A 22242-nucleotide genomic window follows, 5' to 3' on the forward strand; every position below is an offset into this window, starting at 1 on the left:
GCTTCAGTGCCTTCCGTGTAGCGCGCGGATGAGAACCTTGACCAGCCAGTCGATTCGGGCGGTCCTTCGAAACGTCGTCAGTGGTAGGGGCGAACGGAATCGTTGCCGAGTCGTCGAACGAGCGTAGGTGAACTCCTTCAGACCATCTGGGCCGTGAACGCGTCCGAAACCAGATGCTCCGACCCCACCCAGTGGCAGGTTGGGAACCGCGGCATACATCACGTAAGAGTTCACCGACGCTCCTCCGGATCGGAGCCGATCGGCAACAGCCGCTCCGTCCTTGCCGAACACGCTTGCTCCCAATGCGTATGGCGACGCATTGACCAACTCCACCGCCTCGTCCATCGAGGCGACCTTGGTGATCGTCATCGTCGGGCCGAAAGTTTCCTCCGTGACGGCGAGGCTGTCTTCGGGGACGTCGACCATGATGGTCGGTTGCACGTACTGGCCGGAGATCGAGCCGAGCCCTCCGAGAACGACACGTCCACCCCGCGACATCGCGTCGTCGATGTGGCGCCGGATTACAGCCACTTGCGAGGGCATGGTGATCGGACCGATCTTGTCTTCGGCACCCGGACCCGCATGAACTCGGGCAGCCAAAGTGATTGTCTTGTCGATAAACTCGCCGTAGACATGTTCGTGCACGTATACACGCTCGACGCCCAGACAGGTTTGACCGGAGTTGGACAATGCTCCCCACACCGCAGCATCCGCGGCGGCACCGACATTTCCGTCGGCATCAAGGATGAGCGCGTCCTTACCACCACATTCCATCAATACCGGTGTGAGGGTCTCGGCGCACGCTGCCATGACTTTCTTGCCCGTCGCGGTCGATCCGGTGAACCCGATCTTGTCGACACCGGCCAGGCACAGTGCCGCGCCGACCGAACCATCGCCCGTGACGACCTGCAGCACAGGATGTTCAGGGACGACCTCGGCGAAGGCGCGGCCCAACCATTGCCCGACTGCCGGTGCGAACTCACTCGGCTTGTAGACCACGGCGTTGCCTGCAGCCAGCGAGAACGAGAGCGAACCGAGTGGGGTGAAGACCGGATAGTTCCACGGACCGATCACACCGATCACCCCGAGAGGTCGATACTCCACCGAGGCGGCCTGATTGACCGTCAACAAACTGGAGCGGACGCTGCGCCTGCCCAATACCTTTCGGGCATTCTTCGACGCCCACGCGAGATGTTCTAGTGCCATGGCGATTTCGAGCATCGCGTCAGGGTGCGGCTTGCCCATGTCCCGGTGCACGACGTCGGCGAGTTCGGATGCGCGACGAGCGATGATTCCTCGCCACCGATCCAGTCGACGAGCGCGTTGCTCGAATGTCAGTTCTGCCCACCATTCGGAAGCAGTACGGGCGTCGCGCACTGCCTGTGTCACCGTGTCGTCGGACGCCTGTGTGGTCGTGTCGATCTCGGTCGCCGTCATCGTGGAGTTCCTTGAAGTGTGTGGTGGACGGCGCCGTCGGCCCAGCCGCGGGTGACGCGTTGGAGGATCGGTCGGGACAGAGTCAGAATGGGGGCGAACCACGGCTGCGCTTGCACAGCGAACGTCCAGGTGAGGCGGCTGCCAGTCGAAGTCGGTTCCAACACCAGATCTTCAGCGAAGCGTTTGAACCCCGGAAGTGACGCCGACTCCACGTAGAACGACATCCGGCGCCCCTCGTCCCAGCGGAAGAATCGCTCGTTCAGTGCAGCAAAAGCGCCGGCTCGCACGGTTCGCGTAGTCCCGACGCCGAATGGTCTGTCCGAGGTCCAGTCGGCTCCGGTGATCCCGTGCGCCCACGACGTGAGCGCTCCGTCCGAGGTCAACGTCTGCCACAAGCTTTCACATGTCGCTTCGGATTCGATCCGGTGAGTGATCACCAGCGGAGCGGAGCGGATGAAGGCTGCGTCGGCCGCAGAAAGAGAGAATTTTCCCTTCACAGGTCCACCACCAAAGGCCCACCGGTGGAACGTGATCGACAGGTCAACATCGAACCAGTACGTTCGGATTCGGTGAGGAGGGTGTCTCGATGCTCGACGGTCCCGGAGAGCACCCGGACCTTGCATGTACCGCAGAAGCCCTGTTGGCATGAATACGCTACTCCGGGAAGTACGCGTCGTATTGCAGCCAAGGCGCTTTCGGACTCGCCCACATCGACGGTGAGACCGGTGCGCGCCAGATGCACCGTGAACTCCTTGCCGTCGACTACCGGGAGTGGGGAGAACCTCTCGCTGTGCACCGATCCGGTCGGGTTGGCGGCGAAAGTTGCCGCACGCACCGTGTTCATCAGCGGAACCGGTCCGCACGTGTACACCGCGGCACCGGGATCCGCAGCAGCGACGAGTGTTCCGATATCCGTCGGACCCAGCTCGTCGTCGGGTCGGATGGTTACCCGGCCGCTGGAATACTCCTCGATCTCGTTCAGGAATGGCATAGCTGCCCGAGTTCGTCCGAGATAGTCCAATCGCCACGGGACTCCGCGGCGGTGACAGCGTTGCACCATGGGAAGTATCGGAGTGATCCCGATTCCGCCCGCAACAAAGAGGTACGACGGAGCAGTGACAAAAGGAAATGCATTCCGCGGCCCTCGTACGTCGACAACCATTCCGGGTTTCAGCGACTCGTGTATCTCGCGGGAGCCGCCCCCGCCTTCGTCGATCCGCCGGACGGCGATCCGATACGAGGTCAAGTCGTCAGGGTCTCCGCACAACGAATACTGTCGTTGCCTTCCCGAGGGGAGAATGACGTCTAGGTGAGCGCCGGGAATCCACGACGGCAGGGTGATTCCTTCCCTCGGGGTCAAGGTGACACTCAGGACGTCTGCGCACTCGAACCGGACGGACTTCACGTCCAGCGTCATGTCGAATCCGCTGTAGCGGACCGGGTTGGGACGCGAAAGTATCTGCGCTGCAGGACTTGACGCAAAGATTCGACGGTATGCGCTCGTCGCCTGTGCGGCAATCCTCAACGACCGGGTCGGTGTGAAGTCTTGTGCGTCGTGAGGACGGTCGGCAGTCGTCTTGTTCATCCTTCACTCTTTTCGGAAGAACGATTGGCGGCAGGTGAGCGAGCGAGGTAGCGCATGGCTACGTCCATGTCCCCGATCTGGGACGGATGGAAGCTCGGCCGCAGATACGGAGGAATCTCGGTGATCAGGAATTTCATGTTCGGGACCAGGCCGCGGCGAGTGGCGCTGATCAGTTGCAGAGGCCACAGGCGGCCCTTCGCCTTCGACGGGTCCTGCCGGAAGAGGTAGTTCATCGAGGCGATGAACAACACGAACAACGTGAAGCTGGCGAGCAGCGCCGTGCGAACGCGTCTGGCGTAGCTACCGTCCACGTACATGTAGGCGTCGAAGGCCACGTTGCGGTGCTCGACTTCCTCGGCGCCGTGCCACTTGACCATGTCGAGCATCGTCGGGTGCATGCCGGCATCTTCGAGGGCGGGATCGGTGAGCAGCCATTCCCCGACCACCGCCGTGTAATGCTCCATCGCGGCAAACAAGCCGAGACGTTCACAGAGCCAGGCGTGCTTGGCTTTTCCGGTCAATCCTTTGTCGCCCAATATCTTGTCCACGAGCCAGTCCATCCGGCGTGACATCGGTTTCATGTCCATGCCGAGGTCCGCAAGATGCTCGCGTGCACCTTTGTGCGACGACGCGTGTGTTGCTTCCTGTCCGACGAATCCCACCACCTCTTCGTGCAGGCGGGGGTCCTCGATGAGCGGGAGCGCTTCGGCGAGCGTTGCGGACATGGCCCGCTCTCCCTCGGGCAACACGAGATGCATGAAGTTGATGACGTGGGTGACCATCGGTTCGTTCGGCACGTAATGCAGTGGTACGCCGTCCCAGTCGAATTCGACGTCACGGGCGGCGATCGCATGTGCTTCGTCGGTGTAGCGGCGCGCGCCGGACGGTGCGACGACGGGTGTGCCTCGGAAGGCGTTGATGCCGAGCATTATCGGCTCCTCACGGTTTCTCGGGCAGTGGTGAGTGATTCGGACGAGACGGGTTGTACTTGCGCGTAGTGAGCGAGGTCGGCTCGTTTGGTCCTGGTGCGGAAGGATCGGTTGAATCCGGGATAGAAGGTGTAATTGCGGCCGCCGTCGACGAGGTAGTAACTACTGCACCCGCCGGCGTTCCATACGCTGGTGGCGAGTCGGCGGTCGGTCGCGCGCACGAACTCTCTCTGCACGTCTGCCCGGACGTCGATACTGCCGATGCCGCCCTCGTCCATTTGAAGAATGCAGCTCACGATGTACTCGACCTGCGCTTCGATCGTGACGACCTGCGAGGTGTAGACCACGGAATTGGGGCCGAGGATCATGAAGAAGTTCGGAAACCCGCTGATGGTGGTGCCGAGGAAGGCCTCGGCACTGCCGTTCCACGTCTGCGCGAGGCTGCGGCCGTCCTTGCCCCGGATGATGTCGAACGACGGGTTGTCTCCCATACGAAAGCCGGTTCCCATGACTATGGTGTCGACTTCCCGGAAGGCGCCGTCCGCGGTGAGGACTCCGCGCTCCTGCACCTCGACGATTCCGTCCGTCACCACCTCCACATTGGGTGACGCCAGCGCGGGATAGTAGGTGTTCGAGAACGTCGGACGCTTGCATCCGAATGCGTAGTGGGGGAGCAGCTTTGCGCGAAGCTCCGGGTCCCGCACCTGCCGGCGAAGGTGTGCTCGGCCGAGTGCGGCCAGCCCTTTGAGCAGTGACGGCTTGTACACGAATCCGGGTACCAGGGCTTCTTGGAGCAGGTCAAGTCCCTTGCGTGCCAGTCGTTGGGTGAGCGGCACCCGCTCGAAGAGAGCGCTCGGCCAGCCGGTCATCGGCTGATCCGGGTGCGGCAGGATCCACGTCGGTGTCCGCTGGAACACGGTCAACGTGTCCGCGAGCGGTTGCAGTCTGGGGATGATCTGCACCGCAGAGGCGCCGGTGCCGACCACGGCTATCCGCTCACCGCGAAGGTCGTGGTCGTGGTTCCAGTCCGCGGTGTGGAACATCTGACCACGAAACGATTCGAGCCCGGGAAGGTCGGGTGTGGCGGGGGCACTGAACGGGCCGGTGGCCGCGACCAGGAACTGTGCCTCCCACACGGTTTCCGCAGTGTGTACCCGCCAGATCTGGGCTTGCTCGTCCCACGAAGCTTCTGTCACGTCCTGGTTGCAGTGGAAATGACCGGCCAGTCCGAAGCGATGGACGCAATCCCGGAGATAGTCGTAGATCTCGGGCTGTAGCGGATACAGCCGCGTCCAGTTCGGATTGGGCGCAAATGAGAACGAGTACAGAATCGACGGGATGTCGCACTGTGCACCGGGGTAGGTATTGACCTGCCAGGTTCCCCCGGGCTCCGCGGCACGTTCCAGAACGACGAAGTCGTCGATCCCGGACTGCTTCAAGCGGACAGCCGTTCCGATGCCGCCGAAACCGGCTCCGATGACGACGACTCGTGTTCGGCGAGTTCGAGTTTCCTCGTCACCGGCCGATGGCCCCGAGGTTGGGTCGATGTCGACCATGTGTGACGCCTCCTGATTGGTGCGTGAACAACTGAACGAAGAGTAAGTCTGACATCAAGTGATGTCAACAGCGGTTGATGTCAGAATTCAACTGATTGACATCGGGCGATGTCAGTTCGCTTGCCGAGGTCGCCGCGATAACCTGAGGTCGAGAGCGCTGCCGGTCAGTGAGAACATGGGGACATGACGGATACCGAGGCTCGGCGCACCGGACCGCGCAGGTGGCGTGGGCAGGAACCGGAAGATCGCCGCGCCGCGCGCCGGACACAGCTGATCGAAGCCGGGTTGCAGATCATGGGCACCGAGGGAGCGGCCGCCGCGACCATGCGTGCGACCTGCCGCGAGGCCGCGCTGACCGAACGGTACTTCTACGAGAGCTTCGCCAACCGTGACGAACTGCTGGTCGCCGTGCTCGACGAGGTCGTTCTCGGTGCGCGTGACACTATTCTGGACGCTCTCGAGGCGGCGCCTTCCGAACCGTCGGCCCTGATCCGCCACGTGGTGAAGGCCTTCACCAACTACGTATTCAAAGATCCTCGACGTGGACGCATCATGTTCGTCGAATCCCAGGCGGAACCTGCGCTGTGGGATCGAGGGCGAGAATTGATGGCGGAGTTCACGAATCCGATTTCCGCGTCGCTCGAGCTGATGTACGGCGGCGAGGCAACCGACTCCGCGAACTCCGAACTCAATTCGGTGGGGCTGTTCGGTGCCCTCGCGTTCATCTATCAGGCGCACACCCCGTCCTCCAAGATCTCTCGAAAGCGTTTGGTGGAGCACATTTCGCTCATGGTCGAGGCGCAGGCGACGGTCAACAGCACGCCCGCGAGAAAAGAATGACGTCCGCGTCGGCCACAGGCGGAAGGCGTCTCGGTCCCGAAGACCGGCGTGAGCAGATCATTGTCAGCGCGGCAAAGGTTTTCGAGGAGAAGTCTTTTGCCGACGTCTCGATGACCGAGTTGGCCAAGGCGGCTGGGGTCGGACGTCCGCTGCTCAATCATTACTTCGGCTCCAAGCGGGAGTTGTATCTCGACGTCGTGCGGCGGTTCGTCTTCATTCCCGAAGTGGCGGTGGACCGCATTCCGCGATCGGCGAGCCAGGAGAAGCGGATCGGCGCCGTGATCGATCGGTGGCTCGACGTCGCCTGGCGTCATCGCGACATGTGGATCTCGACAGTCATGTCCGACGACCTCCGCCGTGATCCCGAGATGGATCGGATCCTGCAGGATGCTGACGACGTTGCTGCGCGACGCATGATGGATGCGCTCGAGATTCGACCGAGTGAAGGCAGCGAGGCTGCTGTTCATTCGATGATCGTGGCGTACGGAGGCTTGGCGAAGGCTGCCAGTAAGCAGTGGTTGGTGACGGGAGCGCTCGACCGCGAACAGGTGCACCTTCTGCTGGTACGCAGTTTGCTCGCCATCGTGCGTGACGTTCTGCCGGCGTGCGAGGCGGATTCCTGATTGCTCAGAGTGATCTCGCCACGAGGTCCTTCATGACTTCGTTCGATCCGGCGTAGATTCGCTGAATACGAGCGTCGGCGTACATCTGAGCGATGGGATATTCGAGTATGTAGCCGTACCCGCCGTGTAGTTGCACGCAGCGGTCGATCACGGCGCACTGCTGGTCGGTGAGCCAGTACTTGGCCATCGCGGCGGTAGTCGCATCGAGTTGCCCGGCAAGGTATTTGACGATGCAGTCGTCGATGAACGTTCGTGAGATACGAGCGATGGACGCGCACTCGGCAAGTTCGAAGCGCGTGTTCTGCAGATCGAAGAGCTTTTGCCCGAACATGTTTCGGGATTTGGTGTACTCGACGGTGAGGGCGACTGCACGCTCCATTGCCGCAGTGGCTGCAACTCCGCAGATCAATCGTTCGGGCAGTAGCTGCTGCATCAGCTGGGCAAACCCTGTGCCTTCGCGGTCCCCGAGCAGGTTTGTTGCAGGCACCCGCAAGCGGTCGAAGAACAGCTCGGTGGTGTCCTGGCCCTTCTGTCCGACCTTCTCGAGTATTCGCCCGCGCTCGAAACCCGGTGTGTTGTCGTCGACCTCGGCCACGATGAGCGACACTCCACGCGCTCCGAGGCTGGGATCGGTCTTGGCGGCAATGATCACCAGATCACAATTGCGACCGTTCGAGATGAATGTCTTTGCGCCGCTGATCAGATAGTCGTCACCGTCGCGGACGGCTCGGGTGGTGATGTTCTGCAAGTCGGATCCGGTGCCGGGCTCGGTCATGGCGATTGCGCCCACCCACTCGCCACTCACCAGCTTCGGTAGCCAGCGCAGTTTGTGCTCGTGATCGGCGTAGGCATTGAGGTAGTGCGGCACGATTCCCGAGTGCACGCCGAGTTGGAGTGAATGATCACCCGCCATGACCTGCTCGTGGAACAGCACGGCGTCGTGCGCGAAAGTTCCTCCTCCGCCGCCGTACTCGGTGGGGATCGACATGCCGGCGAGCCCGAGCGCCCCGAGTTCTCGATATGCGGATTTGTCGGGAAAACCTTGGGACGCGAAGCGTTTCTGATGCGGTGTGACGTGTTTGGCGAAGAAGTTCCTTGCCAGGTCGGCCACGGCCTCCAATTCGTCGTCCATCCACGGGGACCGTCGTTCTGCGGTCCGGGTTGCGGTAGATCCTTGCGTCATCGTGATTCTCCCGATCGATGAAGTGCGACCCGCGAGCGGATCCGACTCCACCTATCATCCACACTGTTGACATAGTGTCAATAAAGGGGTGGTCGAATCGACCTTCGGACCCGCCTCGAATTCCACGTCGGCCGCCCGCAAGAATGGGAGGACACAGACACGAACAGGCCGGCGCGAAGGATGGGCAGTGGACCCCGAAGAAACATCAGCGGGTCACGAGTCCAACCTCCCGGCTCCGCGGCCGGCGCGCAGCGTCCTGTTCGGATTGCCGCCGGTGGGAAACAGGTACCCCGGAGCGGTTCGCGTCGCCCTAGCCCTGGCGATTCCGGCGGCCATCGCCACACTGCTCGGATTCGGGTCTGCTTCGCTCCTGGTCGGCCTCGGTGCATTTGCATCGATCTACGGTGAGGGTCGTCCGTACCGGAGCAGGTGGAAGGCAGTCGGTATCGCTGCGACGGCGCTGACGATCCTGTCCTTCGTCGGGGCATCGGTGGGTGAGCCCGTCCACCGAGCCATCGCTGAGGGAGCGCCGACGGTGCTGCTGGTCTTTGTCGTGCTGATCATGGCCGTCGTGGTGTCGACCTGCGCCTTCACCGTCGACGCGCTTCGATTGGGTCCACCGGGCGCGTTCTTTCTGTTGCTCACCACCGAGATCAGTTCCGTGATCGCCACTCCCGGTCAGCCGCCGGTCGAGGTCGCGATGTGGACGGCAATCGGTGGGATCAGCGCGGTGGTCGTCTCGATGACGGGAATCCTGTGGGCACCGAGAGCTGTCGAACGCAGTGCTGTACAGGCAGCCGTCTCGGCCGTTGCGGAGTACACGGACGCTCAGGCGAGGTACGCCCCACCCGAACTCACGCGAGACAAACGCCACGCTGCAGCACTTCGGCTGCATGACGCGTGGCAGTGCCTTTACCGCGGCGCAATCGTCGGGAAAGACCACCCGTTGACCCGTGAACTCGAACGAGCGCAGATCTCGATGGCCAGAGCGATCTCCGACGACCACGATCCGGAGCTCATGGCGGACCCCGCGTTCGACGTCGACGAGGTCGGGGCCCACCCGCCTCTGCCCGACCCGACGATCCGATATCGGTTCCTCCGCGCCTGCAATCCGTCCAGCCGAGCGTCGGTGACGGCACTTCGGCTGTCCATTGCCTGTATGGCGGCGGGAACCCTCACCGTCCTGCTCGGCATCGATCGCCCGGACTGGGCGGTGATCGCCGCGGCGATGGTCCTTCATCAAGGACCGGATCGAATACTGGGCACCTATCGCGGAATCCACCGCATCGGCGGAACCGTCCTCGGGTTGATTCTGTTGGGTGCCATCTACGCCTGGAGTCCGACCGGTCTGTGGTTGGTGGCGGTACTTGCCGTCCTGATGGCGGGGATCGAGCTGTTCCTGGTGCGGAATTACGGGATAGCCGTCATCTTCATCACCGCCCTCGCGATTCTCCTCGGCGCGGCCGGTGGTGCGCACGGGACCGTCCGACATCTGATCCTCAGCCGCATGCTCGAGACGGCAATCGGCGTCGTCGTGGCGTTGGTGGTCCTGTGGACGGTGGGGCGCGGTGCGCATCGACGCACTCTGATCTGGGTCGACGAACGGGCGGGTAGCGTCCTGTTCAAGCTGCTGACCGAAATTCGCGCGAGGCACTATGCACCACAGGCGAATTGGTCGGAGCTTTCGGAGCTTCGTCGGGACCTGGACTTCGAACTGCGAGGTAGCGCGATGGCCGGGATCGACGCCGCCCACAACGAACCCGAGTGGGCGTCGCAGCAGTGGAGGACGCACACCGAATTGCATCATCTGGGATCGGATGTACTGCACCGACTGTGGTTCGGCACGCAGGTGTCCAGATCACACCTCGAGGAATGGGAGTCTCGCTACTTGCGTTCGGGTTCGGTGTGATCGAGCATCGGCACAGCGCTGAACTTGGCTGGATTCGCAATGTCGTAGGCTGCGCACACAACTCCGTCGCGGACAGTGAAGCCGGCAACGCGAGCGGCGAACTGCGGGTACTGGTCGTCCCCCGGTGAGCCGGCGAATACACCGCCGAGCTGTCCGTTGACGAGAACCGGTGACATCGAGAACACCGCTGCCGGTCCGTACTTGCGGGCCAATCCCAGATAGAACCGCGCGACACGATCGCTGCCGCGCACAATGTTGACAGCCGTGCGGGTAGTTCCGCCTGCGTCACCGATCAGGACGGCATCGGGATCGAGTGCACCTATCACGGCGTTCAGATCTCCACTCGCGATAGCCGTCACCAATCGCTCGACGGCAGCAGCATGCTCCTCGCTACTGACCGGGACCGGCGCCGACGCTGCGGCTTTACGGGCCCGCGAGGCCAACTGACGGGCAGTGGCTACTTCGATGTCGAGGATGCGCGCAACCTCGGCGAAGGGCACGTCGAAGCCGTCATGCAGGACGAAGGCAACGCGTTGAGCGGGAGTAAGGGTGTCCAGGACGACGAGGGCAGCAAAACGATTCTGTTCCTGCGTCACGACGTACTCCAGCGGATCGGGTGTCGCTGAGGGTGTGCCCGAGGTGGCGTCGACGGGCGTGACGATCGGCTCCGGAAGCCACTGTCCGACATAGCTTTCTCGTCTGACCGCGGCCGATTTGAGATGATCGAGGCAGATCCGACCGACAACAGTGGTGAGCCATCCGCGCAGCTCGCGGATCTCGAGGTCGCTTCCTTGTCTCGATTGTGCGACTTGCAAGCGTATCCATGCCTCCTGCACCGCATCCTGAGCGTCGCTGAAACTTCCGGTGAGACGGTAGGCCACCGACGTCAGGTGGCCACGGTGTTGCTCGAAGTCCTGCGCAGTCGTCGGCGAAAGCATGCCCTCATGATACGGACCTCACACATTAAATCCGGCATGAATGTAACCGTTGACCCAGGTAGTGGGTGCCGACGTATGGTTTCGGCACTGCTCACGGCTCGATCCTGTCTGCACATTCATTGGAGTCTCACGTGTTTCGGTCTTTCCCGCTCATGTCGCTCAACTGTTGTCGTTGAACTGACATTCCCACACCTGCCTGTGCCGAGCGCCGCACACGGCGCTCCGGACAGGTGTAGCCGAGAACTGAACCAATCATCTTCTACAGGAAGCAACTTCATGATTCGCCCTCGTTTCGCGCGCTCGGTAGCCGCGGTCGTCGCTCTTGTCACTCTGTCCAGTTTTGCCGTTGCCTGCTCGGGCTCCTCCGACGAAGTGGTCAAGACCGCCGACGGCAAGACCGTCCTGCGGTACGAGGGCAGCACCGGACAGGTCATCTACCCCGAACTGGCCGCTGACCTCGGCTACTTCAACGACGTGGAGCTCAACTGGATCGGCGATACGACCAGCGGCCCTCAGAGCATTCAGAACGCAGCGACCGGTCAAACCGAGTTCGGCGGAGCGTTCAACGGGGCGGTGGTGAAGTTGGCTTCCGCGGGTTCACCGATCACCTCGGTCATCGGGTACTACGGCTCGGACAAGGAGAGCTTCAACGGGTACTACGTACTCGACGACAGTCCGATCAAATCGGCGAAGGACCTGATCGGCAAGAAGGTCGGGATGAACACCCTCGGTGCGCACCACGAGTTCGTCGTCCGTGAATGGCTTGCGCGGCAGGGACTTACGCCGGACGAGATCAAGCAGGTGGAATTGATCGTCGTTCCGCCGGTCAACACGGAACAAGCGTTGCGGCAGGGACAGATCGACGTCGCCACCCTCGGCTCGGTCTTCCGTGACTCCGCGCTAGAACGTGGTGGCCTTCGTGAGCTGTTCACGGACGAATCGTTGTTCGGCTCGTTCACCTACGGCACGTTGGTGTTCCGTGACGACTACATCGCGCAGAACAAGGAGGCGGTCGCCGATTTCGTGCAGGGAACAGCGAGGGCCATCCGCTGGACGCAGACACACCCACGAGAAGAAGTGGTCGCGAAGCTGACGTCGATCATCAACAGCCGCGGACGCAACGAGGACACCAAGCTCATCAGCTACTGGAAGAGCCCGGGGGTCGCCGGTCCAGGCGGAACGATCACCGATGCCGAGATCAGCACGTGGATCGACTGGCTCACCCGTAACGGCGAACTCGAAGAAGGAAAGTTGAAGCCGTCGGACATCTACACGAACGAATTCAACCCGTACGCCAACGGAACGTATTCACCCGACAGCGGCGCTGACGGACAGGCACTGGAGGCAGCAAAATGAGCACAGAACCGAAACTACGGCTCGAGCACGTCACCAAACAGTTCGACATTCGTGGGACCGACGAAGTTTTCACCGCGGTCGAGGACATCAACATCGACGTGGCGCCGGGGGAGTTCCTGGTCCTCGTCGGGCCGAGTGGTTGCGGCAAGTCGACTCTGCTGGACCTCCTCGGAGGACTCAGTTCGCCCACTTCCGGTCGAATCCTTCTGGACGGCAAGCAGATCACGGGCCCAGGCTTGGATCGGGGAATCGTCTTCCAGCAGTACGCGCTGCTTCCATGGCGAACTGCACGTCACAACATCGAGTTCGGACTCGAAGCGAAGGGCGTGAAGAAGAGCGAGCGACGCGAGCTCGCCGAGCATTACCTCGAACTGGTCGGTCTGCAAGGTTTCGCGGATCGCTATCCGCACGAGTTGTCCGGTGGAATGAAGCAGCGAGTCGCGATCGCCCGCAGCCTGGCATTCGACCCCGAAGTGTTGCTGATGGACGAACCATTTGCAGCGCTGGACGCACAGACGCGAGAGTCGCTGCAGGACGAGCTTCTGCGCATCTGGAAGGCCACCGGCAAGACGATCCTGTTCATCACCCACGGAATCGACGAGGCCATCTACCTCGGGCAACGTGTTGCAGTACTGACTTCGCGCCCGGGGCGCGTCAAGACGATCGTCGACATCGACATCGACCGGTCCGGCGACGACGTGCGATCAGGTGAGGAGTTCCGTGTGTTCCGGCACCGGATCTGGACGCTGCTGCACGGTGAAGTCGAGCGCGCTCGGGCCGGCGAACTCGATCCTGCCAAGGAGGTTGCACATGTCTAGCGCATTGGCGACGCCGGAGGTGGTCGCCACCCCGAAACCGTTGGCCGACAAAACACCTGACGTTGCGCAGCGGAGCCAGGCCGGCGGCAAGGCGGCGCGCTACATTGGTTCCACCGCCTGGCGGATTGCCAAGCCGTCGATTGCGATCGCGATCTTCCTCGGGATCTGGGAAGCGGCACCTCGGCTCGGGCTGGTGGACAAGGTCTTCCTCCCGCCCTTCACCGAAGTTGTGTCCGCATTCTTCACCCTCGCCGAGAACGGACAATTGCAAGAGCATGTTTCCGCCAGTCTGACGCGTGCGCTGACCGGCTTCTTCGTGGCCATCGCGATCGCGATTCCGTTGGGAATTGCGATCGCCTGGTACCGCCCGGTCTCCGACTTCCTCAACCCGATTCTCGAATTGTTCCGCAACACAGCAGCCTTGGCGCTGCTTCCCGTCTTCGTGCTGATTCTCGGAATCGGTGAGGAATCGAAGATCGCCCTGGTGATCTACGCCTGCACCTTCCCGATCCTGCTCAACACCATTTCGGGTGTGCGCACGGTCGATCCGCTGCTGATCAAGTCCGCTGCCTCGCTGGGGTTCTCCTCGATTCGGCTGTTTCAGAAGGTGGTTCTGCCCGCCGCTGTTCCCACGATCTTCACGGGTATCCGCATGGCAGCCGCGTCGTCGATTCTCGTGCTGATCGCCGCCGAAATGGTCGGGGCCAAAGCCGGTCTCGGGTATCTGATCACCGCTTCACAACTCAACTTCCAGATCCCGAACATGTACGCGGGCATCGTCGCGATCTCGTTGTTGGGTCTGACAATCAACGCGATTCTGGTCCTGATCGAACGTCGGCTCTCGCGCTGGCGCGTCACCACCTGACCACACATTCACGGAAAGATTCTGCGAACTCATGTCCGAACGACAATTTCATCTGAACGCCTTCCTGATGGGCGTCGGCCATCATGAGGCGGCGTGGCGCCACCCACGCACAAACGCGGCCAACCTCCTGGACGTCAAGCACTTCCAGGAATTGGGGAGAATCGCCGAGCGTGGAAAGCTGGACTCGGTGTTCTTCGCCGACGGTCTAGCAGTCGGCCCGCGGGTCAAGTACAACACCCAGGCGATCTTCGAACCCGTCACCTTGCTGTCGGCGATCGCTGCGGCCACCGACAAGGTGGGACTGATTGCAACCGCGTCGACCAGTTACAGCGATCCGTACACTCTCGCAAGGAAGTTCGCTTCCCTCGATCACATCAGTGGTGGACGAGGCGGGTGGAACATCGTGACGTCGGCCGGCGCCGACGAGGCCGCGAACTTCGGCCTCGATGCGGTACCGACGCACAGCGGTCGTTACGAGCGCGCCGAGGAGTTTCTCGACGTGACGCTCGGACTCTGGGACAGCTGGGAAGAGGGGGCAGTTGTCCTGGACGAAGAGACCGGAATCTTCGCCGATCCTGATCGTGTCCATCGCATCGACCATGACGGTCAACGATTCACGGTGGCTGGCCCGCTCAATTCGCCGAGGTCTCCACAGGGACGTCCGTTGCTCGTGCAAGCCGGTTCCTCCGAGAGCGGTAAGGACTTCGCGGCGAAGTATGCCGAGGCCGTGTTCACCGCTCAACGAACACTCGAGCAGGGGCAGGATTTCTACACCGACCTCAAAGCGCGGCTGATCAAGTACGGGCGTAGTCCCGACGAGATCAAGGTGCTGCCAGGCATCGTTCCCTTCATCGCGGATACGGAAGAAGAAGCCAAGGCACTGGAGCAGTCGTTCACGGATCTCATCTCACCTGAGTACTCGCTGCGCCAACTCTCGAACATGGTGGGCGTCGACCTCACCGAGCATTCGCTGGATGCCCCGTTGCCCCCGTTGCCGGACATCGATCGCATCCAAGGAAACAAGAGTCGATACCAGCTCGTCAAAGACCTTGCGGAGAGCGAAAACCTCACCGTCCGTGAACTGATCGGCAAACTCGGCGGTGGCCGTGGGCATCGGACATTTGCCGGGACACCGGAGCAGGTCGCGGACGAGTTGACCGAATGGTTCGACAAGGGCGCCGCGGACGGCTTCAACATCATGCCGCCCTATCTGCCCGGAGGGCTCGAGGTGTTCGTCGACCGGGTCGTGCCGATTCTGCAGGCGCGTGGGCTCTTCCGGACCGAATACACGGAATCCACCCTGCGGGGTCACTACGGCCTCGATCGTCCGGCGAATCGGTTCTCGCGGGCCGCTGACGCGGCAGAAGTGAGCGCGTGACGGAAACACTGCCCAAGGAACAGCCGGCGATTGCCGGTCTCAAGCCACTGGTCACAACGGTTTTCGTACCGGCGGCCATCTTCGGGATCGGTCAGGGTGCGGCTGCCCCCATCATGGCCGTCACCGCGCGCGACCTGGGTGCCTCGGTTGCCGTCGCCGGCCTGATCGTTGCACTCGGTGGTTTGGGCGCCGTACTCGGTGACCTCCCCGCCGGCAGGATCGTGTCGCGTTTCGGTGAGCGCAGGTCGATCATCGGCGGAAGTTCCTTGGGTGCAACAGGAGTGGTGATCTGTCTCCTTGCACAGACTCCGTGGATGCTCGGTATCGGCGCACTGTTGACCGGATTGGCGAATGCGGTGTGGGGCCTTGCGCGGCAGAGCTACCTCGCCGAGACCGTGCCACTCGGTCTACGGGCCCGAGCAATGTCGTCGTTCGCTGCGATGTGGCGGTTGGGTTTCTTCCTGGGACCGCTCATCGGGGCCGGCGTGATTCTCCTGGTGGGAGCGCGCGGAGGATTCCTCGTCCAGTTGGTGGGCGTCGTGCTCGCCGGGGCGCTGATGGCCCGCGTTCCCGACCCGCCACGAAAGGTGCAGGCAGGCAACAGCGATCACGGACACGTTACGCTCCCGGAGATCCTTCGCCGTCATCGTGCCGCTCTGTCGACGCTCGGGACAGGCTCCCTTCTGATGGGCGCCGCCCGCGCTTCGCGTGAGGCCGTTCTTCCATTGTGGGCATTGCACCTCGGATTGGATGCAGCCCAGGTGAGTGTGATCTTCGGTATCGGTGCGGCCGTGGACCTGCTGTGCTCGTACCCGGCCGGACACATCATGGACCGATACGGCCGCAGGCTGGTCGCGGTGCCTTCGCTGACGGTGATCGGTGTGTCGTACCTACTGTTGCCGTTCTCGACGGGTGCAGTGGGATTGACCGTGGTCGCTGTCGTGATGGGGATCGGCAACGGGCTGGGCAACGGCGTGATCATGACCCTCGGTGCCGATATCGCCCCGCCCGAAGAACGCGCCGAGTTCCTCGCTGCATGGCGATTGACTCACGACACCGGCATGTTCGGTGGGCCGCTCGCGATCGGTCTACTCGCCGCGGTGCTCCCACTCGGGTGGGCATTCGCCGCTCTGGGCGCGACGTCGTTCGCCGGCGCGGCGATGATGTTCCGCTTCATTCCGGTCTACTCTCCGCGGGTGTCACCCCGGTCGCGCGTCGGGAAACTGTAGGTAGGCTCGCTACATGCGATTCGGACTGTTCGTACCTCAAGGCTGGCGTCTGGACCTGGTCGGCATCGACCCCGCGAAGCAGTGGGAGGTGATGCGAGACTTCACGCTGCGCGCGGAGGCAGGGCCGTGGGAGTCGGTGTGGGTCTACGACCACTTCCACACCGTTCCCCAGCCGACGGAAGAAGCGACTCACGAGGCGTGGACGTTGATGGCCGCACTCGGTGCGTCGACCTCGCGTATCCGACTGGGCCAGATGTGTACCGCCATGAGTTACCGAAACCCGGCGTACCTCGCCAAGGTCGCCGCGACCACCGATCTCATCACGGGTGGACGCGTCGAGATGGGCATCGGCGGCGGTTGGTACGAGCAGGAGTGGCGTGCGTACGGCTACGGTTTCCCCTCTGCCGGTGAGCGTCTGGGCCGCCTCGACGAAGGAATCCAGATCATGCAGCAGGCGTGGTCGACCGGCAGTTCGACGCTCGACGGCAAGTACTACCAGGTCGACGGAGCGCTGTGCCGTCCACTTCCGTTGCAAGAGGGCGGAATTCCCATCTGGGTTGCCGGTGGCGGCGAGAAGGTCACACTCAAGATCGCGGCCAAGTACGCGCAGTACACGAACTTCGACGGCACCCCGGCCGGCTTCGCGCACAAGTCCGAGATCCTGAAGAAGCACTGCGACACCGTCGGTACCGATTTCGACGCCATCGTCCGTTCGGCCAACTACAACGTGGCCATCGGCGCGACGGAATCCGAGGTGGCTCAGCGGTTGGAGACACTGAAGGCCCGACTGACGCCGTTGGTCGGCGAAGCTGCCGCCGATGCGTCGCTCGATGCGTTCCGCGGAATGCCCGCCGTGGGTACGCCCGAGCAGATCATCGAGAACCTGTCGGCGCTCGAGGCGCAGGGACTCGAGTACGGAATCTTCTACTTCCCCGAGGCCGCGTACGACACGTCGGGAATCGAGATGTTCGAGAAGGAAGTGCTGCCCGCGCTCGCGTAACCGTTTGGACTAGCGCAGCGAGTCAGGAAGATCGGCCGGGTTGATCAGAACCCGGCGATCGGGGTGGGTGCGAACTTCTTCGGAATCGGGAATCCGGCTCTGCAGGAAGTTCCACTCGCTCGCACTGACAGCAGCGATCGCGCGTGCCAGCACTGCCGAGTCCTTGGTCCCCCACTCGATCGGCATGGGACTGACCATCTGCCACGTGTCAGCCTTGCTGCGGGTGGAACGATCCGAACGCAGTGCGACCGACGGAATGCGGTCGCCGACTCGCCACTTCGGATTGAGTCGAACATTGCGGCTGACGAGCGCGTACTTCGGTGCTCCGGCCGCCGGCTTCGCGATGTCGATCAGTGCCGTCAGGGTCGCCGCTCGAGGGTGAACCTCGGTGACGATCGCGGGAACCAGTGGGTTGTCCGCATACAGAGATTCGACGCTTCCCACCTTGCGAGGTGCCCACAACGCGACCCACAGTGAACTGGCCGCACCGATGGCGAGGACTGCGCCGATGATGATGGACCACACCTCACCCATGCTGATCAACCAGGCCCCGACCGCGGCGAGGACGATCGCGAAGATCACCGCAGAAATCTGCAGGCGGCGTACATCGGCCAGTGTGTCGTTGACCGACTTGGCGTGAGCCTTGTCGACAGTGAACTGGAAGTCAGCCACGAAAAATTCCTTCGGGTGGTGCCGGACGATCTAGGACCGGCCCCCGATCGCCCGGGGACCGTCCACCAGCGTAGCTAGTTTCGCGCGCGCTCCCACATCTGCAGGTAAGCCTCGGCGCCACGGCTCATGTCCTCGATGATCGTGTCGCCGTCGGCGCCCGCAGCAATACGCATGTCCGCGATCCAGTCGGGAATCATCCCGTACTGGGCAACGCCGTCGGTGTTCACGTCGAAAACCCGGGTGCCGGCGCGCTGCTGGTCCATGACGGTGCCGTCGAAGGCGGTGTACGGATATTGCAGCGGATTTTCTGCGGCGTCGCCGCGCGGTGCGGCCTGCGGCCCGAAGCCGTTGGTGTCGGCGCCGTAGCCGAAACCGAAGTAGTAGTTCTCGCTTCGCATCGCCCGTGCGTCCCGCCACTGGTCGATGAACCCACGCTCCTCGGGCTTTTCGTCCGATGCGTCGAGTTGTCCGGCGTACAGGGCGACAAATCCGCCGAGTGCGTAGATCCGCTTGTACAGGCTCGGGTCGCTCCAGCTGTGACTGGAAACGACGCCGGAGTAGTTCGCAGCTTCGAGAATATCGAGAGCCGCTTCGGCGGTCTTGACGCTCATGTGATCGATGTCCACGATCATCCCTCGGTCCATCAAACCTCGGATCGTGTACGCGCCGAGGTCGGTCAGGCCGTGCGAATTGCATTGCGGACCAGAGGGGTACACCGGAAGCGTCACTCCGGGTGGGAGTACCGCGAGAAGATTCTGTGCGCCGTCGACCTTGGTGGGCAGCACATTGTCCTCGGCAACGCCGGTGCATGGTTCCGACTGCCAGAACTCCCCGGTGCCCAGGTAGTTGCCGATGTTGACGGCCACTCCGGTGACGCCGCCGTCGAAACGGGCACCGCCGAGGGCGTTGTCGAACTTGTGCGTGACGATCATCTGCCGGACACCGAGGTCGTACAACTCGTCCAGGCCGCGGTCGATGTCGTCCTCGGTGCACTGCGGAATACCGTTGCGCACAGAGCAACCGAAGGGTTCGGACACCTCCACCCCGAGGGTGACGGCCAGCTTTCCGTCGGCGGCCACCTGCCTGGCCTGTTCCGGCGAGCTCACGATGCGGAACCAACCCCGGCCGGGACCGCCGTACTGGGCGTCGATGTAGTCCTGGAGTTCGCGTGTCTGCTGCGCCTGGATCCGGACGGTCTCCATCTCGTCACAGGGATTTCGCTTGCTCGGATACAGCTCGCACAGGACACGATTGGCGACAAAGAGATTGGTGAAGATTCGCAGCCCGCCGCGCCAGGCCCGCTCGACCCACTTGTAGTACGTCTGCTCGTGCGTCAGTGAATCGTGCGCCGGCCAGTCGGCGAAACTCGGCCAGCCGGTGGTGTCGTGAGTTTCGAAGGGATTGCCGTACGACAGAACGTTTTCGAGGAGCGCCGGTATCCCGTCAGGTTGATGGTCCGGGCAGTCGACGAGCGCTGCGGTGACGCCCTGAGGATCGAAAGGTCGGCCGCAGTGCAGGTTTCCGCCCATGAACTCGGAAGCGTTCATGTGCACGTGTGTGTCGATGAATCCGGTGACTTCACCGTTCGGTCCGATTTCTCCCGGAACGCCGTTTGCGCCCACCTCCGCTTCGGGGAAATCGGCGCAGCCGTCGCGCGGGATCAGCGTGAACGCAGATTCGGGAACGTCACCGGGATCGGACATCGTGAGCATCAAGTCGCGCGAGATCAGTTGACGGCCGTTCGAGGTCGCGGTCAGAACGAACGGTTCACCGGTGGACATCACGGTCCAGTCGGTGGAGGGAGTTGCTTCGGAAGTGGCGAGTACCGAGTCCGCGCCGTCGTGCGAGAGCATCGACCCGTCCGGGCCGTACAGCATGAAACGACCCAACTGGGCCGCATGTAGCCGGAACGGTTCGGCGTCTGCGGCTTTCGTTACGTCGGTGAGGTACGCCGATCCGTCACGACGGACGAAATCACCAGACTCGGTGCGCAGCGCGAAGCAACCGTTCGCAAGTGCGTACACCGAGTTCTGCGCAGTAGGAGCAGGACTCGGTGCCGCGGCGCTGACGCCGGTCGTGGCGACGACGACGGCGGCAGTCAGCAGCGAGATGGTTCCGGCGAGCCGACCCCGTAGACGTGGAACTGAGCGCATGGTGCTGGTGACCCCCGACCGATGGACACGACTGTGACAGGGGACACTCTACAGACAACTGGACGTATGTCCATTTGATTCTGCAACGTGTTGCAGAAATGCTCAGCCGATGGCAGGTCCGAGCAGGTCATCGGCGTCGGTGATCCGATAGGCGTAGCCCTGTTCGGCGAGGAATCGCTGACGATGTGCCGCGTACTCCGCATCGAGAGTGTCGCGCGAGACCACCGAATAGAAGTGAGCCTGACCGCCGTCGTGCTTGGGTCGCAGTAGGCGTCCGAGTCGCTGCGCTTCTTCCTGTCTCGACCCGAAGGTTCCCGAAACCTGCACGGCGACAGACGCCTCCGGAAGGTCGATCGAGAAGTTCGCGACCTTACTCACCACCAGCGTCTGGATCTCACCGTTACGGAACTGATCGAAGAGGATCTCGCGTTCCTTGTTCTTGGTGGATCCCTTGATCACCGGGGCGTTCAGGGCTTCGCCGAGTTCGTCGAGCTGATCGAGATACGCACCGATCACCAAAGTCGGAGAATCGGGGTGCTTGGCCAGGATCGACTTCACGACCGCAATTTTCGTGTGAGCCGTCGAGCACAGTTTGTAGCGCTCCTCCGGTTCGGCGACGGCATAGGACATGCGCTCGGCGTCCGTCATCGTCACTCGCACCTCGACGCAGTCGGCCGGCGCGATCCAGCCCTGCGCTTCGATGTCCTTCCACGGAGCGTCGTAGCGCTTGGGGCCGATGAGCGAGAAGACGTCGCCTTCGCGGCCGTCCTCACGAACCAGCGTTGCGGTCAGGCCGAGACGGCGGCGCGACTGCAGATCTGCCGTCATCCGGAAGACAGGCGCGGGCAGCAAGTGGACCTCGTCGTAGATCACCAGTCCCCAGTCGCGGGAGTCGAAAAGTTCGAGGTGCTTGTACTCGCCCTTCGTGCGACGTGTGATCACCTGGTAGGTCGCGATCGTGACCGGCCGAATCTCCTTGCGCTCGCCGGAGTATTCGCCGATTTCTTCCTCGGTCAACGATGTACGCGCGATCAACTCACGCTTCCACTGACGACCGGCAACGGTATTGGTGACGAGGATGAGGGTGGTGGCCTTGGCCTTTGCCATCGCTGCGGCGCCCACCATCGTCTTGCCGGCGCCACACGGCAGCACGACGACGCCCGAGCCGCCGGCCCAGAACGAATCCGCTGCCATCTGCTGGTAGTCGCGCAGTTCCCAGTGGCCCTCTTCGAAAGCGAGATCGATCGGGTGCGCTTCGCCGTCCACGTAGCCGGCGAGGTCCTCGGCCGGCCAGCCCACCTTGAGCAGCATCTGCTTGAGGCGGCCGCGTTCGCTCGGGTGGACGATCACGGTGTCGTCGTCGACCTTCTCACCGAGCATCGGCGAGATCTTCTTGTGTCGCATCACCTCGGTGAGGACTGCGCGGTCGAGGCTGACCAGGATGAGGCCGTGCACCGGGCTCTTGACCAGCTGTAAGCGTCCGTACCTGGCCATCGTGTCGACGATGTCGACCAGCAGCGGTTGTGGAACCGCGAATCGTGAGTACGACACGAGCGCGTCGACAACCTGCTCGGCGTCGTGTCCGGCGGCGCGGGCATTCCACAAGGCCAGGGGAGTGATGCGATACGTGTGGACGTGTTCGGGGGCCCGTTCGAGTTCCGCGAAGGGGGCGATTGCCTGCCTGGCATCGCCGGCGCGCTCGTGGTCGACCTCCAACAGCAGCGTCTTGTCGGATTGGACGATCAACGGTCCGTCGGTCACGGAATCCTCC

Annotated in this window: 19 protein-coding genes; 9 read left to right on the forward strand and 10 right to left on the reverse strand. The window is 62.7% G+C overall.

The annotated features are described in order from the left end of the window. Positions 1-3 precede the first annotated feature (3 nt). Genes V3587_RS03790 through V3587_RS03810 form a run of 5 tightly spaced genes read right to left on the reverse strand, consistent with a single transcriptional unit; the run spans position 4 to position 5507 of the window. Positions 4-1437, reverse strand: coding sequence for an aldehyde dehydrogenase family protein (locus tag V3587_RS03790; protein ID WP_047270965.1), 1434 nt, complete (start codon positions 1435-1437; stop codon positions 4-6). Then, positions 1434-1934, reverse strand: coding sequence for an SRPBCC family protein (locus V3587_RS03795; protein WP_007733538.1), 501 nt, complete (start codon positions 1932-1934; stop codon positions 1434-1436). The genes V3587_RS03790 and V3587_RS03795 overlap by 4 nt, the downstream gene beginning before the upstream one ends. Further along, on the reverse strand, positions 1931-3022 hold the full coding sequence (locus V3587_RS03800; RefSeq protein ID WP_162113735.1) for a PDR/VanB family oxidoreductase: 1092 nt from the start codon (positions 3020-3022) through the stop codon (positions 1931-1933). The genes V3587_RS03795 and V3587_RS03800 overlap by 4 nt, the downstream gene beginning before the upstream one ends. After that, positions 3019-3951, reverse strand: coding sequence for a metal-dependent hydrolase (locus V3587_RS03805; protein ID WP_003940129.1), 933 nt, complete (start codon positions 3949-3951; stop codon positions 3019-3021). Before V3587_RS03805 ends, V3587_RS03800 begins: the two co-directional genes overlap by 4 nt. Then, positions 3951-5507, reverse strand: coding sequence for a flavin-containing monooxygenase (locus V3587_RS03810; RefSeq protein WP_054782246.1), 1557 nt, complete (start codon positions 5505-5507; stop codon positions 3951-3953). Before V3587_RS03810 ends, V3587_RS03805 begins: the two co-directional genes overlap by 1 nt. Before the next feature lie 183 nt (positions 5508-5690). Here V3587_RS03810 and V3587_RS03815 point away from each other — a divergent pair, with 183 nt between their 5' ends. Together V3587_RS03815 and V3587_RS03820 are read left to right on the forward strand one after the other, a co-directional pair. Then, entirely contained in the window at positions 5691-6347 is a 657-nt protein-coding gene (locus V3587_RS03815; protein ID WP_007733534.1) for a TetR/AcrR family transcriptional regulator, read from the forward strand. Beyond that, positions 6344-6970, forward strand: coding sequence for a TetR/AcrR family transcriptional regulator (locus V3587_RS03820; RefSeq protein WP_030535343.1), 627 nt, complete (start codon positions 6344-6346; stop codon positions 6968-6970). The genes V3587_RS03815 and V3587_RS03820 overlap by 4 nt, the downstream gene beginning before the upstream one ends. Before the next feature lie 4 nt (positions 6971-6974). Here V3587_RS03820 and V3587_RS03825 read toward each other — a convergent pair whose 3' ends face one another. After that, positions 6975-8153 carry an acyl-CoA dehydrogenase family protein gene (locus V3587_RS03825; protein ID WP_047271188.1) on the reverse strand — a complete coding sequence of 393 codons (1179 nt, stop codon included), beginning with the start codon at positions 8151-8153 and terminating at the stop codon, positions 6975-6977. Positions 8154-8340: 187 nt separating this feature from the next. Here V3587_RS03825 and V3587_RS03830 point away from each other — a divergent pair, with 187 nt between their 5' ends. Beyond that, complete coding sequence (locus V3587_RS03830; protein ID WP_050654833.1) at positions 8341-10062, forward strand: FUSC family protein; 1722 nt, start codon at positions 8341-8343, stop codon at positions 10060-10062. Here the strand turns inward: V3587_RS03830 and V3587_RS03835 are convergent. After that, positions 10038-11000, reverse strand: coding sequence for a sigma-70 family RNA polymerase sigma factor (locus V3587_RS03835; RefSeq protein WP_030535346.1), 963 nt, complete (start codon positions 10998-11000; stop codon positions 10038-10040). The two genes, V3587_RS03830 and V3587_RS03835, sit on opposite strands and share 25 nt — an antisense overlap. 276 nt (positions 11001-11276) lie before the next feature. Between V3587_RS03835 and V3587_RS03840 the strand changes: the two genes are divergently transcribed. The 6 genes from V3587_RS03840 to V3587_RS03865 are packed head-to-tail and all read left to right on the forward strand — an operon-like array spanning position 11277 to position 17646. After that, complete coding sequence (locus V3587_RS03840) at positions 11277-12356, forward strand: ABC transporter substrate-binding protein (RefSeq protein WP_050654732.1); 1080 nt, start codon at positions 11277-11279, stop codon at positions 12354-12356. Then, positions 12353-13174, forward strand: coding sequence for an ABC transporter ATP-binding protein (locus V3587_RS03845; protein ID WP_003940477.1), 822 nt, complete (start codon positions 12353-12355; stop codon positions 13172-13174). Before V3587_RS03840 ends, V3587_RS03845 begins: the two co-directional genes overlap by 4 nt. Beyond that, entirely contained in the window at positions 13167-14039 is an 873-nt protein-coding gene (locus V3587_RS03850) for an ABC transporter permease (RefSeq protein ID WP_050654731.1), read from the forward strand. Before V3587_RS03845 ends, V3587_RS03850 begins: the two co-directional genes overlap by 8 nt. Before the next feature lie 31 nt (positions 14040-14070). Beyond that, the gene (locus V3587_RS03855) at positions 14071-15417 is read left to right on the forward strand and encodes an LLM class flavin-dependent oxidoreductase (protein ID WP_007733520.1); all 1347 of its coding nucleotides are present in this window, start codon (positions 14071-14073) and stop codon (positions 15415-15417) included. Further along, positions 15414-16646: an MFS transporter gene (locus tag V3587_RS03860; protein WP_042451237.1), complete on the forward strand. Its 1233-nt coding sequence runs from the start codon at positions 15414-15416 to the stop codon at positions 16644-16646. The genes V3587_RS03855 and V3587_RS03860 overlap by 4 nt, the downstream gene beginning before the upstream one ends. A gap of 13 nt (positions 16647-16659) precedes the next feature. Continuing rightward, entirely contained in the window at positions 16660-17646 is a 987-nt protein-coding gene (locus V3587_RS03865; protein ID WP_050654730.1) for an LLM class F420-dependent oxidoreductase, read from the forward strand. A 9-nt stretch (positions 17647-17655) separates the two neighbouring features. Here V3587_RS03865 and V3587_RS03870 read toward each other — a convergent pair whose 3' ends face one another. From V3587_RS03870 to V3587_RS03880, 3 genes are all read right to left on the reverse strand, one after another. After that, entirely contained in the window at positions 17656-18318 is a 663-nt protein-coding gene (locus V3587_RS03870) for a DUF3239 domain-containing protein (RefSeq protein ID WP_020970500.1), read from the reverse strand. A gap of 74 nt (positions 18319-18392) precedes the next feature. After that, positions 18393-20471, reverse strand: a complete 2079-nt coding sequence (locus V3587_RS03875) for a peptidase (RefSeq protein WP_050654729.1) — start codon at positions 20469-20471, stop codon at positions 18393-18395. 102 nt (positions 20472-20573) lie between these two features. After that, positions 20574-22232: a DNA repair helicase XPB gene (locus V3587_RS03880; protein ID WP_003940219.1), complete on the reverse strand. Its 1659-nt coding sequence runs from the start codon at positions 22230-22232 to the stop codon at positions 20574-20576. Positions 22233-22242 lie beyond the last annotated feature (10 nt).

The sequence above is a fragment of the Rhodococcus sp. IEGM 1306 genome (assembly GCF_036541985.1).
GTDB classification, from domain to species: domain Bacteria; phylum Actinomycetota; class Actinomycetes; order Mycobacteriales; family Mycobacteriaceae; genus Rhodococcus_F; species Rhodococcus_F qingshengii.